The following is a 14,156-nucleotide window of genomic DNA, read 5'->3' on the forward strand; positions in this document are numbered from 1 at the left end:
GCCGCTTCAATCGGGTTTAATTAACTAAGGCTCCTGGAGTAAAACTTAGGTTGCAAATCGTATAATTAAAACTTAAAACTAAGAAAATGGATAGCTCAATAACTTCAATATTTTTCAGTTTAATTTCTTTAATCTCACCACTTTTTGTGTTTATTGCATCCTGCTATTACATCTCGAAAAACGTAAAAGTTGATGCCATTTTGCTTTTCATAGGCTCTGGTGTGGCCTTACTTTTAAATGTTTTTTACAGTGTTGTGATGCCGTATCTGGTACAAAATAGTGGCATGCCGGTTTCTGAGGTTACCCGATATTATACAATTTTGGGGGTAATTAGCTTCATCGCCGGACTCTGTTTTGCAACGGGTTTATTTCTGTTGATTTATAATACCGTAAACAAAAAAAATATCGCACCCCATCAGTTTCCAATCAATAACGATCAAAGCATAGGCTAACAAAACATTATCTCTGAATACAATGCAAAAAAATGTAAGCATCAGGTCTATTTACATCATCCTTATTACCTTTTCCATCTTCCATCTTGCCTGTTCCCCTCGCCCAAATATTCAAGGCAAAGGTGAAGATTTTATGCAAGGTGTGTGGAACGAAGATTCTGTTGCTTTTAGTGATAAGTTAAGCAATTACACAAAACACCATTTCAAAATTTCCTGCGATTCTATTTACATAGATTTCGTTACTAAAAGCAAGTTAAACTTGTACGAAGATTCATGTTTTAATAATGGTGTTTGGAAAGAATACGCAAAAGGCGTTTATGCTATAAAAGGCGATACCTTATTTGTTGGCGCTACTTTTACGCACGCAAATTATAAGCAAAAAATATCGGGCTGTTACCGTATTGGCCGTTACGATAAAAACTTCCTCATTAAGAAAAAGACTACAGACAGCTTAATTTTAGAGAATTTAAGCGATGGGCGTGAGCTGGTGCTTTCGCTAAAACAAAAATTAACCTGCGTACAAAAAGAATTATAAAATGATATTCAAATCAATCAAAACGAAACTTACAACAGTTGCAATTCTTGGTTTATTAACCTATTTGCCGATGCAGGTAAACGCCTGGGGCATGACCGGCCACCGCGTAGTTGGCGAAATTGCTGACAGTTACTTAAAATCTAAAACACGTAAAGCAATTCAAGCAATTTTGGGTTCAGAAAGCCTGGCTATGTCTGCCAATTGGGGCGATTTTATTAAATCAGATTCGGCTTATAATTACCTATATAACTGGCATTTTGTTAATCTGCCTGCAAATTTAGATAAGCAAGGGGTTTACAATTTTCTCGAAACGGAGAAAGACCCAAATCTTTACAACAAAATACTAGAATTAACTGCGGTACTGAAAAAACCGGGTGCTACTTTAGCTGAGAAAAAATTGGCGCTAAGAATGCTTGTTCATATGGCGGGAGATTTATGCCAACCAATGCACGTAGCAAGAAAAGAAGATTTGGGTGGAAACAGAATATCTGTGCTTTGGTTTAACGAAAAATCAAACATTCATCGTGTATGGGATGAGCAGCTTATCGAGTACCAACAATTAAGCTACACAGAATACACTAAAGCTATAAACCATCCATCAGCAGTTCAGCTTTATAATTGGCAAAACACAACTTTAAAAGATTGCATTTACGAATCTTACCAGGTTTGCTCAAAAATTTACGATAAAACAAAACCCGATTCAAAATTAAGTTACCGTTACAATTTTGATTGGGTTGACACTTTAAACGAGCAATTGCTAAAAGGAGGTATCCGATTAGCTAAAATGCTTAACGATATTTACGGTTAAGAATTTATAACTGATATTTAAAGGAGCTTCATTTTATGAAGCTCTTTTTGTTTACTGTAGCATAAATGCTTTTGATTTCGTTTAGTAATAAAACCAAATCTTTACATTTATACATCTAAAATCTCCATCATGAAAAAATTCCTTCTAATTCTTTTAGCATGTACTGCATTGGCGTGCAAAAAAGACGCAGATAAAACCCTGACCAGCAATACCTGGGCTATCGAATCGACAAATGTTAGCCCAGCTATGACTATTGGCAATAAAACCAGTAGTAATTATATAGAGTTAATGGGTCCAAGTAGTTGTGATGCAACCTGGATGCTATCTTTTGCGACAGATGGTACTTTTACATCCGGAGCTAACGGTGCATTATGTGACCTTTTTGTAGATAACAAAATCAGAACCTGGAAAAAAGATGGAGATCAGATATTTCTATCTACTGACCCAAGTTTTCCATTTACTTTAAAAAAAGATAAGCTTACGCAAACCAAAACTATTTCATTACAGAACGGAATAGTTTACACATTTAACTACGTTTATAAAGCAAAATAATATTGAAAATTTTAATGGTTTGCCTTGGCAACATTTGTCGCTCTCCACTGGCAGAAGGCATTATGCGCCGTTTATCCAATCAAGAAAATCTAAACTGGAAAATCGCATCGGCGGGTACAGGAAACTGGCATATTGGTAAAGCGCCAGATTCTAGAAGTATCGCCGCTGCAAAATCGTTTGGTTACGATATAAGCCAGCAAAGAGCACAGCAATTTAATCATACCATGTTTGCTCAATACGATTTAATTTTCGTAATGGATAGAAATAATTTAACGGACGTTCAAAGTCTGGCTAAAACGGCCGAAGAGCGAAATAAGGTTAAGCTATTTCTAGATAATGACGAAGTCACTGACCCGTATTGGGACAACAACTTATTTGCACTCGTTTGTAAGCAAGTTGAAGAAAGATGTAAGCAAATTATCAAACAACTTTCTTAAATTTAAAAATTCGTCCATCTAACCAAAATCTTATGAAGAGAATTTTAGCTTTCAGCATTATTATTTGTTCAATCTTTTTATTGCAAAGTTTTACCAAGCAAAGTAAAAAAGCAAGAATTCTGGTTTTCTCAAAAACAAAAGGCTTTAGACACAACTCAATAGAAACCGGGAAATTAGCCATACAACAGCTCGGCCTAAAGAATAATTTTGAAGTTGATACAACCGAAAATGCAGATGCCTTTGTTGAAGGAAATTTAAAAAAATATGCCACAGTAGTTTTTTTAAGCACTACTGGCGATGTGTTAAATGACAAACAACAGACTGCCTTCGAAAAATATATTAAAGCAGGTGGAGGTTACGTTGGCATACACGCCGCTACAGATACTGAATATGATTGGCCCTGGTACGGTAAACTTGCAGGCGCTTATTTTGTTAGCCATCCGGAAGTACAGGAAGCCAGATTTGTAATTAAGGATAAAAACCACCCATCAACCAAATTCTTTACAGATTCTGTTTGGATGCACAAAGATGAGCTTTATAATTTTAAAGACATTAACCCCGATATAAAGGTTTTGATTAGCATTGATGAAACTTCGTATAAAGGCGGAAAAAATGGAAACTTTCATCCTTTTAGCTGGTACCATAATTACGATGGAGGCAGGGCTTTTTACACCTCAATGGGACATACTAGGGAGTGTTGGACGGAAGATAAGTTTCTCAATCATTTACTCGGAGGTATAAAATATGCTATGGGCAAATCAAAATTTTAAAAAACAAAAAGGCTAACTTTTACAAGTTAGCCTTTTTGTTTTCTATTGAGTGTAAATTCTTATTTATCTAGAATAACAACACCTTTAGCTTCAAATGCCAGTTCTTTTTTAGGGTCTGTAATTTTTGCAACTTCTTCCGGAGATTTCTTAGCGTCCTCAGCGTAATGGCGTAAAGTTTCAACTGAAATGGTTTGTTTTTTAGCAACACCATCTAAAACAACATTTTTACCAACTACATCCATTGGCATAAAGAAAGCATAATCTTTAAACGTTACACGCATTGGTTCGCCATTTGGCATTTCTAATGTCATCCAACAACCTTTCTTTTTGCAAACATCAACAACTTTGCCTTCAATTTTCATATCAGCAACTTTTTTGTCGCCCATTGCAGCTTCCATTTTAGCAGCTGGTTTAACATCACCTGGTGCTACAGCATCACCAAATTTTTGTCCTTTAAAATCAGCTTGAGCAAATGTTGCTGCAGCAAACAGGCAAAAACTTAAACTTAGGATAATCTTTTTCATAATATTTTTTAGTGGTTATATTAATAAGTTATTCGGTTAATTATCTGCTACAAAGTTATTTAAAATTTTTCTAAATAACATAGCGCAAAAAAAATCCTCGCTAGCTCTCACTAACGAGGAAAATCATCCCTATTGTTATAGATCACATCCCATGATGTACAACATAATGTATTAGGCAATAGTTAATCCAAAGTGGTAATCTCAAGCAAAACAATACTCAAACAACTGTATATCAATAATTTAAATAAACATAAAAGTTGTGCCGAAAAATTTTAGGGTTGTGGATTTGAGGAAAACACGCTATTAACTGTGGAAATGTGTGGAGCATAATTCCCCGTTTTAGAATTTATCTAACCGAAAATTAAGCCGAAAACATCTTCAATCTTACTCACAGCTTTGATTTCTAAATTATATTTCTTGGCATCTATACCTTTTAAATTATATTTTGATATGTAGATGGTTTCAAAGCCAAGTTTATCGGCTTCTGCTATTCGTTGCTCAATTCTGTTAACTGCCCTGATTTCTCCAGATAAACCTACTTCAGCTGCAAAACAATTTTTTGTAGATACCGGAATATCCTGGTGAGATGAAATGATTGCAATTAAAACAGCCAAATCTATCGCCGGGTCTTCAACACGTATTCCGCCTGCAATATTCAGAAAAACATCTTGTGCGCTTAATCTAAAACCGCAGCGTTTTTCCAACACAGCCAAAAGCATGTTCATTCTCTTGGTATCAAAACCAGTAGCAGAGCGTTGTGGTGTTCCGTATGCAGCCTGACTAACCAAAGCTTGTGTTTCGATTAACATTGGTCTTGCGCCCTCAAGCATAGCGGCTATAGCAATTCCACTTAGTTCTTCATCGCGTTGCGAGAGCAGAATTTCAGATGGATTGGAAACTTCTCTTAAGCCACTTCCTTGCATCTCGTAAATACCAAGTTCTGCTGCGGCACCGAAACGATTTTTTATCGAGCGTAATATGCGGTATACGTGATGTCTGTCGCCCTCAAACTGCAAAACTGTATCAACCATATGCTCCAGGATTTTCGGCCCGGCAATTGCCCCATCTTTTGTAATGTGGCCAATTAAAAAAACTGGAGTTCCGGTTTCTTTAGCAAAACGAAGGAGTTCTGCCGTACACTCTCTAACCTGCGACACACTTCCAGGAGTAGAATCTATGTGCGATGAATGTAAGGTTTGAATAGAATCTACAACGATAATTTCTGGCTCTAAAATTTCTATTTGTTTAAATATATTTTGGGTTGAGGTTTCGGTTAAAATGTAGCAGTTTGATGAAGGATTTTCTGTTATCCTTTCTGCCCGCATCTTGATTTGCTGTTCACTCTCTTCGCCAGAAACATATAAGAGTTTTTTGCCTTTTAGATTCAAGGCAAGTTGCAACATCAACGTAGATTTCCCGATGCCGGGTTCGCCACCAATTAATATTAATGAGCCTTCTACCAAGCCGCCTCCTAAAACGCGGTCCAGTTCTTTATCATTTGTAGACACTCTGCGTTCTACAGATTGTTCAATTTCATCAACTTTGCTTGGCTTATTAACTTTTCGGGCAGTATTTTCGTTTTTCCAGGTTGGTACTGATGCAGGTGTTTTTTCAACAATTTCTTCTACAAAAGTATTCCATTGGCTACAAGATGGACATTTGCCAAGCCACTTTGCCGATTCGTAGCCACAACTTTGACAGAAATATGCAGTTTTAGATTTTGCCAATTTATTTAAGGTTTTAGATTTACGAATTTAGATTTTAACCCTTTAAAATACTTTAATTTTTTTAAACATATTGGCATCAAAATCTATAAAAACAAAAAGCCTGATTTACTAAAACCAGGCTTTTTGTTAATTGTATTTTTTGTTAAAGTTTTATTTCTTCATCTTTTGAAGAGATAAAATGAAACTCGGTTAAATGATATGCCGACTGTGCTTTGACTTTTATCCATTGGCCGTATTTAAAAAACCAACGGCGTTGAAGATTGAAAATTCCTTTCGTAATATAAGCTTCAATATATGGGTGCACACAAAGTGTTATGCCCTTTTCATTTTGCTCACGCAAAATATAGTTCAGGTTATTTTCAATATCATCCATTAAAACAATACTTGCCTTAATTTCTCCGGTCCCGTCGCAGGTCGGACATTTTTCTACCGTAACAATATTCATTTCCGGACGAACACGCTGTCTGGTAATTTGAACCAAACCAAATTTACTTGGAGGTAAAATGGTGTGTTTCGCTCTATCCAACAACATCAGCTCACGCAAATAATCGAATAGTATTTTACGGTTTGTTGGTTTGTGCATATCGATAAAATCGATTACCACAATACCGCCCATATCACGCAAGCGCAATTGTCGGGCAATTTCTTTAGCCGCTTCTTTATTAACCTGTAAAGCATTTTCCTCTTGGTTTTCTTTACTGGCGGTGCGGTTTCCACTATTCACATCTATTACGTGAAGTGCTTCGGTGTGTTCTACAACTAAATAGGCGCCACCCGGTAAGTTTACAGTTTTTCCGAAAGCATTTTTAATCTGCTTTTCAACTCCAAAATGGTCGTAAATAGGTTCCTTCTGTTTGTACAACTTCACAATTTTTTCCATTTCTGGAGAAATATCGTGTACATAAGAACGAATATCATCGTACAATTCTGGTGTACTCACGTAAACGTTTGTAAAATCAGGGTTCAGAATATCACGAATTAACGTAGATGATCTGTCCATTTCTCCCCAAACACGCTTAGCAGGTTCGGCAGTGGGAAGTTTTTTAATAAATGTTTCCCACTTTGCAATCAGATCTAAAAGATCTTTTTGCATTTCGGTAACACCTCTTCCTTCGGAAACGGTTCTGATAATTACCCCAAAATTTTGAGGTTTAATACTTTCGATAATCTTTTTTAAACGATTACGTTCGGTATTACTTTTTATTTTTTTTGATATTGATATGGTATTGGAGAATGGCACCAGTACCACATATCTGCCGGCAATTGAAAGATCGGAACTTAATCGCGGTCCTTTAGTAGAAATAGGTTCTTTTGCAATTTGAACTGGCAAAAGCATATTTTTACTAAGCACATCAGATATTTTACCCGCCTTATTTATATCGGCTTCGAGTTTTAAATTATCTAATAATGTGCCTGTAACCGAGCCATTTCGCTTGATCTTAGTTAGCTTAATTAAAGATTGTACCTGTGGGCCCAAATCAAAGTAATGCAAAAATGCATCTTTTTCATAACCAACATCCACGAAAGCAGCATTCAGGCCAGGCATAATTTTTTTAATGCGGCCTAAATAAATATCGCCTACAGCGTAGTTATTATTGATTTGTTCTTTATGAAGCTCAACAAGTTGTTTGTCTTCAATCAAAGCTATGGTAACTCCGGCAGGAGTCGAATTGATAATTAATTCTTTTACCAACAGCTACAGATTTAAGGCTTTCGCCTATTAACAAATGGATAGTAAATAAGAACACAGTGATACAGCCCTAACGTTATACGAAAGAAAAATCTTATATAAGCGTTTAAACCTCACAGCAAAACTATGAGGTTTAAACGGGCTAAATCAAAATAAGAAACTATTTTTTCTTATGTCTGTTTTTTCTTAAACGTTTTTTACGTTTGTGAGTAGCCATTTTATGTCTTTTTCTTTTTTTACCGCTTGGCATAATTTTAAGTTTTAAATGTTTTTATTAATCCGTTAATTAACTTTTATTCTTTAGTTCAGCAACCTTTTTATCAATAAACGAAGATAAAGTTGGGTCAGCCGCTAATTTTTTGCTTTTTAAATAAGCTTCTACAGCTTCTTTGTTTTTGTCTAAATTTTCTAAAGCCGTAGCTAAATAAAAATAGGCTTCAGGTGTTGGAGCAGTGGCGATTACAGTATTAAAACGTGGAATTGCTTTGTCAAACTGACCTGATTTAATTGAGAATAAACCAAGATTCATGTTTGCTTTAATATTCTTAGGTTCTTTAGCAACAACTTCGAGCAACATTGCAATACCTTGCATTGGGGCGCCTAAACCGTTTACTATCGTTACACCTAATCCTGTTTTAGCATCGATGTTTTCTTTGTCTAAATCTAATGCTTTTTTGAAAGACGTATTCGCTTTTTGCAACAATGCTGGCTGTGCCAAGCTATCCTGGGTACTTTCAAAAGCTTTTAAGAATTTATTACCTGATGCTAACCAACTTGTTGAAGATGGTTTCGCTTCGGCAACAACTTCTAAATAAAGTGCCGATGGCGTAATTTGTTCAACATCATCCCATTTCTGAGCTAATTGTTGTGCAAGCTCTACTTTTTCTGCACCTGATGCACCTATGTAGCTGTTTTCTAAAACTGTAATATCCTTAGCAAGGCTTTGGTTTATTACATTTTTAGCAGCAACTGAGGTTTGTTCGATTGTTAAACCAGCGGTTGATGGTGCACCTTGCTCAGCAATTTGACCAGAGCTTGGCAGCTTACCATTTTCTTCTGTTGGTTTAACTAAACCTTTAATGTCTCTGGTAAATAGAAAGGCAACAAGCAATAAAATCGCTCCGATAATGATGGTTTGTTTTAATCTGATGCTACTATTCACGATATTTCGACTTAGGCTTCTACTTTAATTTTTTTCGAGTTACTTTTTACTTTATCAACAAATACTTTTGCTGGTTTAAAGCTTGGAACGAAGTGTTCAGGGATAATTATTGCAGTGTTTTTAGAGATATTTCTAGCAGTTTTTTGCGCTCTCTTTTTAACAACAAAGCTTCCGAAGCCTCTAACATAAACATTTTCACCGCCAATCATGCTGGTTTTGATAACCTTGAAGAATGCCTCAACTGTTTCCTGCACATCAACCTTCTCAATTCCGGTTTTTGTTGATATTTCTGAAATAATATCTGCCTTAGTCATATTTTATTATTTATTATGTATTGTGTATTTTAATATTATCACTGTTTTGGGGTTGCAAAAGTATTGCTTTTTAATGAGATAGGGAAATAAAAGATGATTTTTTTATCTACCCGCTTATCAGAGTATTGCAACTTTTTCTTAAAACCGATAATTAGACCGTAATTTGCATTAATGACTTTCCAAAATGAGATTATAAACTGGTATTTAGCCAACAAGAGAGATTTACCCTGGAGGCATACGAATGATGCTTACACAATTTGGCTTTCTGAAATCATTTTGCAGCAAACCCGAGTTGAGCAAGGCTTACCATATTTCAATAAATTCTTAACAAATTTCCCTACGGTTACTGATTTTGCGAATGCTACCGAAGCTAAGGTTTTGCAACTTTGGCAAGGCTTAGGCTACTATTCTCGTGGTAGAAATATGCATGCCACTGCTCAAACTGTTGTAAATAATTACCAAGGCATTTTTCCTACAGATTATCAACAGTTAATTACGTTAAAAGGCATTGGCGAATATACCGCAGCGGCTATTTCTTCGTTTTCATCTGGCGAAGCCAAAGCTGTTGTTGATGGAAATGTATTTAGAGTTTTGGCAAGATATTATGGAATTGACACCCCAATAAATACTCCGAAAGGCAAAAAAGACTTTTTCAAACTTGCAAATGATTTGCTTTACACTCAAGACCCGGCATTATATAATCAGGCAATTATGGAGTTTGGCGCCATTCAATGCAAACCTAAATCGCCAAATTGTGCTGTTTGTCCTTTAAATTTAGATTGCTACGCGTTAAGTAAAAATGCAGTGAACCAGTTACCGGTGAAATTGCCAAAGGCCGAAAAAAAATATCGCTTTATAAATTATTTCGTTTGTGCTGAGCAAGACAAAATCTTAGTTCGCGAACGACAAAAAGGTGATATTTGGCAACATTTATATGATTTTCCTTCTATAGAAACATCAATTATTCCAGAAACTGATGATGAAAATTTTAAATCGACAGTTAATGAAACATTTGGAAAAGATGCTTCAATATTTTTTTTGAGTTACAAAAAACATGTTTTAACGCATCAAATAATCCATGTGCAATTTTTTGCTTTAAATAATTATATCTTTAACTTTAGTAAACAAAAGGAACTTAATTGGGTTTCTTTTAATACCTTGGATGAATTACCAAAACCCAATGTTATCAGAAATTTTGTTGAAGAATTTTCTGAAAGCATTTTGAAGACTTAACTAACCTTCTTTAACTGGCTTAAAAATTCGTCTACATTGAAAAACTAACCAAAAAAATATTTTATGTCTGGGATTAACAAAGTTATTTTAGTGGGACATTTAGGCAAAGACCCTGAAGTTCGCCACTTGGATGGAGGTGTTACGGTAGCAAGCTTTCCGTTGGCCACTTCTGAAACGTACAATAAAGATGGTAAACGAGTAGAGCAAACCGAATGGCATAATATTGTTTTGTGGAGAGGTTTGGCTGAAGTTGCTTCTAAATATCTGCAAAAAGGAAAATTAGTTTACATCGAAGGGAAATTAAGAACCCGTTCTTTTGAAGACAAGGAAAAAGTAAAAAAATACGTTACCGAAATTGTTGCCGAGAATTTCACAATGCTAGGTAGGAAAAGTGATTTTGAACCAGGACAACCTGTAAATCATACCCAACCTACCGAATCAAAAATAGAAGATGAATTTACAATAAGACCAGGCGATGAAAATGGAGATTTGCCGTTTTAGTGTTCCCATAAAATAAAAAAGCTGCTCTTGATTTCTCAAGAGCAGCTTTTTTATTTCTATATATTATTATTCAACTGTAACTGATTTAGCTAAGTTTCTTGGCTGATCTACATTACAACCACGCATCACAGCAATGTGGTAAGATAATAATTGAAGTGGAATTGTGGCCAATAAAGGTAAAAATGCTTCATCTGCATCTGGAATTTCGATGCAATAATCGGCCATCTTTTTTACTTCCGTATCGCCCTGCGTTACAATTGCAATCACTTTACCCTTACGTGCTTTTACCTCTTGAATATTGCTGATAACTTTCTCGTAAGATGAATTTTGAGTTGCGATAAAAACTACTGGCATTTCTTCATCAATTAAAGCAATCGGACCGTGTTTCATTTCTGCCGCAGGATAACCTTCAGCATGAATATATGATATCTCTTTAAGTTTCAAAGCGCCTTCTAAAGCAACCGGAAAACCACTTCCTCTACCTAAAAACAAACAGTTTCTTGAGTCTTTTATCTTCTCGGCAACTTCTTTGATCAGTTCATTTGATTCTAGCGCAATCTGAATTTTATCCGGAACGGTATCTAACTCAGTTAACAAACTAATCATTTTAGATTGTGTAATGGTTCCTTTTTGCTGAGCCATATAGAATGCCATCAAAGTAAGTGCAGTAACCTGAGCTGTAAAAGCTTTTGTTGATGCTACACCGATTTCGGGACCAGCGTGTGTGTAAACACCTGCATGAGATAACCTTGGAATTGAAGCCCCGGCAACGTTACATATTCCGAAAATGGTTGCACCTCTTTCTTTAGCCATTTCAATTGCGGCCATCGTATCAGCTGTTTCCCCTGATTGAGAAATTGCAATTACCACATCTTTCTCCGTAATAATCGGATTTCTGTATCTGAATTCCGAAGCATATTCAACCTCAACCGGAATACGAGCATATTCCTCAATTAAATACTCACCAACTAATCCAGCGTGCCAAGAAGTTCCACAAGCAACAATAATTATCCTGTCAACGTTCTTTAGCTTCTCTACAAACTCTTTAATACCACCTAACTGTACTTTTCCTTCTTCAGGATAAATACGGCCACGCATACAATCTTTAACAGAGCGAGGTTGTTCGTAAATTTCCTTTAACATAAAATGATCAAAACCACCTTTTTCAAGCATTTCAAGTTTCAATTCAAGTTCTTGAATCAAAGGCGTTTGAACAACATTATCTAAATGTTTTACCAATAAATCATCCTTGGTTACTAAGGCAATTTCATTATCGTTAAGGTAAATTACGTTTTTAGTATATTCTATAATTGGAGTTGCATCAGATGCGATAAAATATTCGCCTTTGCCAACGCCAATAACCATTGGGCTACCTTTTCTAGCTGCAATTAAACGATCTGGATTTTCCTTATCCATAATTACGATGGCATATGCACCGCTTACCTCATGTAATGCCAATCTAACGGCTTCAAATAAATCGATTTGCTCAATTTTTTGAATTTCTTCGATAAGATGAATTAAAACTTCTGTATCGGTATCGCTATTAAATTCGTGACCTCGACCAATAAGCTCTTCTTTGATGGTTGCATAATTCTCGATAATACCATTGTGGATTATAGATAGCTGACCATTGTTGGATGTGTGGGGGTGTGAATTACGGTCTGATGGAACACCATGTGTAGCCCATCTTGTGTGACCCATTGCAATACTGCCAGATTTATCTTTGTCTTCAGCAAACTCTTCTAAAGCCGCTACTTTACCTACTTTTTTATAAATATGTTCGCCGCTGTTATTCATTAACGCAATACCTGCGCTATCATAACCACGGTATTCTAATCTTTTCAGACCTTTTAAAACGATTGGCCAAGCTTCTCTATAACCAATGTAACCTACTATTCCACACATGTTTTTATAAATATATGCGGCAAATATAATAAACAAACGTTTGTTTCAATACGCTGTTGGCTTTTTGCCAATTAAACAGCAAAAAAAAACCTCGGATACGGATTGTAAACGAGGCTTTTTCTAAGTTTTAACTTTACTTAATTCATTTTAGTATAATAAATATTAAGCTTAAGGCGATTTGTTGTATTTCCAAATGAACCAATAACGGCTCTTGATGCTGATGTTGTCGATCTGGCCGCACCTAAATCAAATGATGTTGCTGTTAAAGATTCAGGGGCAATAAATGTTCCGTAATCAATTTTTGTTCCATCTATGATATCCTGAACATATGCCGTTACATTAAATACATATCTGTTTTTTAATGAATCGTAATATCCTCCAAAAGCAGCATCGGCTTTAGCCCTTGGGTCGCCTGCATAATTTGATGTAGATTGGTCGCGGTCAGGAACATTCACCTCCTGCTCTGCAATATCCCAACGGTATAACGATAACCTTTGCGATGGCGCAAATGGAAGCGCATAAGTCCCTGCACTTAAATCGACTACCAATTCTGCTTTATTTATTACCGCTTTGCCGTAAACACTTGTAAAGTTTTTCAGCGTTGGAAAACTAATTTTAGTTCGAACACCAGCCAAACCTTGTAAATAAGTTACACCGTATTGAACTGCTGGATTATCTAATTGTGTTTGTATAGCTGTACCAGTGTAATCGTGTTTAATATTAGCTGAAACAGCTCCTGCTCCTATTACAAAGTTTTTTGATAGGGTATCTACACCACTTGTAGTATTGGGTTTTCTATACACTAATTGCAGATAAGAATTTGAGCTTGCGAAATCTAAAAATGCAACACCGCCAGTTCCGGTAGAAGTTGACTTATTTATCTCCGCATACAAACCTTTGAAATATTCAATAAACTTAGAATTACTTGAAGTACCAGTTGTAGGCAAACTTAAGATTGTACTTTGTATAAAAGCCTTATTTAAAGGAATTCTGATTTGAGGTGTCATTGTTCTAACTGTATCCTTCCCGCTTGTTACCACCTCAGTTACCTTTACTTTAGTATTAGGAAATATTCTGTTATTGAAATTACCAAGCAAAGTGCTATTGTGCGCAATCACATCCGAAGATTTATACTTGGTAAGTGCACTGCTAAGTTGGTATACATCTACACTGTATTTTGATGTTGCAGTATCACCATAAAACTGAGTACCTAAATTAAGAACAAGTACTGCAGAGTCTAATGTCGCGGATGTAAAATCAAGACTAGTTTCAGTTCCAGGAAGCTGAACAGTCATCCCAACACTTGATTCAGTTTTTCCGAAAATCGGATCAACCATATATCCGAAAGGAAGTGCAGCCAATCTAGACGTAGTTAAAACCGGTTCTTTTACCGTTTGTGAACTAACCAGTTGGTCGTTAACCAATGTGCCTTGTATAGCCGAATTTGGATCTACATCTAAACCAACTCCATTAGGGTTTTTACACGACGCAAAAAGAAAAAGACCTATCAACAGGGTTAATAAGTCTTGTTTTGTAAATTTCATAT

At 35.8% G+C, this 14,156-nt stretch carries 15 protein-coding genes; 8 read left to right on the forward strand and 7 right to left on the reverse strand.

Annotated elements, in window-relative coordinates:
* The first annotated feature begins 86 nt into the window (after positions 1–86).
* The 6 genes from R2Q16_RS14350 (at position 87) to R2Q16_RS14375 (ending at position 3,554) form a co-directional block, all read left to right on the forward strand.
* A complete protein-coding gene (locus R2Q16_RS14350) occupies positions 87–452 on the forward strand; it encodes a hypothetical protein (RefSeq protein WP_316737916.1) in 366 nt (121 codons plus the stop codon).
* A 22-nt stretch (positions 453–474) separates the two neighbouring features.
* The gene (locus R2Q16_RS14355; protein WP_316737918.1) at positions 475–987 is read left to right on the forward strand and encodes a fumarate hydratase; all 513 of its coding nucleotides are present in this window, start codon (positions 475–477) and stop codon (positions 985–987) included.
* Position 988: 1 nt separating this feature from the next.
* A complete protein-coding gene (locus tag R2Q16_RS14360; protein WP_316737920.1) occupies positions 989–1,795 on the forward strand; it encodes a S1/P1 nuclease in 807 nt (268 codons plus the stop codon).
* Between the two features lie 129 nt (positions 1,796–1,924).
* Positions 1,925–2,347 (forward strand): hypothetical protein, encoded by a 423-nt coding sequence (locus R2Q16_RS14365; RefSeq protein WP_316737922.1) that lies wholly within the window; start codon positions 1,925–1,927, stop codon positions 2,345–2,347.
* Between the two features lie 2 nt (positions 2,348–2,349).
* A complete protein-coding gene (locus R2Q16_RS14370) occupies positions 2,350–2,784 on the forward strand; it encodes a low molecular weight protein-tyrosine-phosphatase (RefSeq protein WP_316737923.1) in 435 nt (144 codons plus the stop codon).
* Between the two features lie 32 nt (positions 2,785–2,816).
* Positions 2,817–3,554: a ThuA domain-containing protein gene (locus R2Q16_RS14375; protein WP_316737925.1), complete on the forward strand. Its 738-nt coding sequence runs from the start codon at positions 2,817–2,819 to the stop codon at positions 3,552–3,554.
* Positions 3,555–3,613: 59 nt separating this feature from the next.
* Here the strand turns inward: R2Q16_RS14375 and R2Q16_RS14380 are convergent, their stop codons facing one another.
* The 5 genes from R2Q16_RS14380 to R2Q16_RS14400 form a co-directional block, all read right to left on the reverse strand.
* Entirely contained in the window at positions 3,614–4,078 is a 465-nt protein-coding gene (locus tag R2Q16_RS14380; RefSeq protein WP_316737927.1) for a DUF4920 domain-containing protein, read from the reverse strand.
* Between the two features lie 350 nt (positions 4,079–4,428).
* Positions 4,429–5,805, reverse strand: a complete 1,377-nt coding sequence (gene radA, locus R2Q16_RS14385) for a DNA repair protein RadA (RefSeq protein WP_316737930.1) — start codon at positions 5,803–5,805, stop codon at positions 4,429–4,431.
* Between the two features lie 142 nt (positions 5,806–5,947).
* Positions 5,948–7,498: an Rne/Rng family ribonuclease gene (locus R2Q16_RS14390; protein ID WP_316737931.1), complete on the reverse strand. Its 1,551-nt coding sequence runs from the start codon at positions 7,496–7,498 to the stop codon at positions 5,948–5,950.
* A gap of 283 nt (positions 7,499–7,781) precedes the next feature.
* On the reverse strand, positions 7,782–8,657 hold the full coding sequence (locus R2Q16_RS14395) for a hypothetical protein (RefSeq protein WP_316737932.1): 876 nt from the start codon (positions 8,655–8,657) through the stop codon (positions 7,782–7,784).
* An 11-nt stretch (positions 8,658–8,668) separates the two neighbouring features.
* The gene (locus R2Q16_RS14400; protein ID WP_055909222.1) at positions 8,669–8,971 is read right to left on the reverse strand and encodes an HU family DNA-binding protein; all 303 of its coding nucleotides are present in this window, start codon (positions 8,969–8,971) and stop codon (positions 8,669–8,671) included.
* Between the two features lie 171 nt (positions 8,972–9,142).
* Here R2Q16_RS14400 and mutY point away from each other — a divergent pair, with 171 nt between their 5' ends.
* On the forward strand, positions 9,143–10,204 hold the full coding sequence (gene mutY, locus R2Q16_RS14405) for an A/G-specific adenine glycosylase (protein WP_316737933.1): 1,062 nt from the start codon (positions 9,143–9,145) through the stop codon (positions 10,202–10,204).
* 63 nt (positions 10,205–10,267) lie between these two features.
* Positions 10,268–10,705, forward strand: coding sequence for a single-stranded DNA-binding protein (locus R2Q16_RS14410; RefSeq protein ID WP_316737935.1), 438 nt, complete (start codon positions 10,268–10,270; stop codon positions 10,703–10,705).
* A gap of 66 nt (positions 10,706–10,771) precedes the next feature.
* On the opposite strand, the gene glmS is transcribed toward R2Q16_RS14410, so the two are convergent.
* The gene (glmS, locus tag R2Q16_RS14415) at positions 10,772–12,610 is read right to left on the reverse strand and encodes a glutamine--fructose-6-phosphate transaminase (isomerizing) (RefSeq protein WP_316737936.1); all 1,839 of its coding nucleotides are present in this window, start codon (positions 12,608–12,610) and stop codon (positions 10,772–10,774) included.
* 137 nt (positions 12,611–12,747) lie between these two features.
* Positions 12,748–14,154, reverse strand: coding sequence for a DUF4270 domain-containing protein (locus R2Q16_RS14420; RefSeq protein ID WP_316737937.1), 1,407 nt, complete (start codon positions 14,152–14,154; stop codon positions 12,748–12,750).
* Between the last annotated feature and the right edge of the window lie 2 nt (positions 14,155–14,156).

Source organism: Pedobacter aquatilis (assembly GCF_032678425.1).
Lineage (GTDB): Bacteria > Bacteroidota > Bacteroidia > Sphingobacteriales > Sphingobacteriaceae > Pedobacter > Pedobacter aquatilis_B.

Bases quoted from the DNA above. Each gene is read 5' to 3' on its own strand.
- glmS (WP_316737936.1), bottom strand. From the start codon at position 12,610: ATGTGTGGAATAGTAGGTTACATTGGTTATAGAGAAGCTTGGCCAATC.
- R2Q16_RS14420 (WP_316737937.1), bottom strand. From the start codon at position 14,154: ATGAAATTTACAAAACAAGACTTATTAACCCTGTTGATAGGTCTTTTT.
- R2Q16_RS14360 (WP_316737920.1), top strand. From the start codon at position 989: ATGATATTCAAATCAATCAAAACGAAACTTACAACAGTTGCAATTCTT.
- R2Q16_RS14350 (WP_316737916.1), top strand. From the start codon at position 87: ATGGATAGCTCAATAACTTCAATATTTTTCAGTTTAATTTCTTTAATC.
- mutY (WP_316737933.1), top strand. From the start codon at position 9,143: ATGACTTTCCAAAATGAGATTATAAACTGGTATTTAGCCAACAAGAGA.
- R2Q16_RS14380 (WP_316737927.1), bottom strand. From the start codon at position 4,078: ATGAAAAAGATTATCCTAAGTTTAAGTTTTTGCCTGTTTGCTGCAGCA.
- R2Q16_RS14365 (WP_316737922.1), top strand. From the start codon at position 1,925: ATGAAAAAATTCCTTCTAATTCTTTTAGCATGTACTGCATTGGCGTGC.
- R2Q16_RS14375 (WP_316737925.1), top strand. From the start codon at position 2,817: ATGAAGAGAATTTTAGCTTTCAGCATTATTATTTGTTCAATCTTTTTA.
- R2Q16_RS14400 (WP_055909222.1), bottom strand. From the start codon at position 8,971: ATGACTAAGGCAGATATTATTTCAGAAATATCAACAAAAACCGGAATT.
- R2Q16_RS14410 (WP_316737935.1), top strand. From the start codon at position 10,268: ATGTCTGGGATTAACAAAGTTATTTTAGTGGGACATTTAGGCAAAGAC.
- R2Q16_RS14355 (WP_316737918.1), top strand. From the start codon at position 475: ATGCAAAAAAATGTAAGCATCAGGTCTATTTACATCATCCTTATTACC.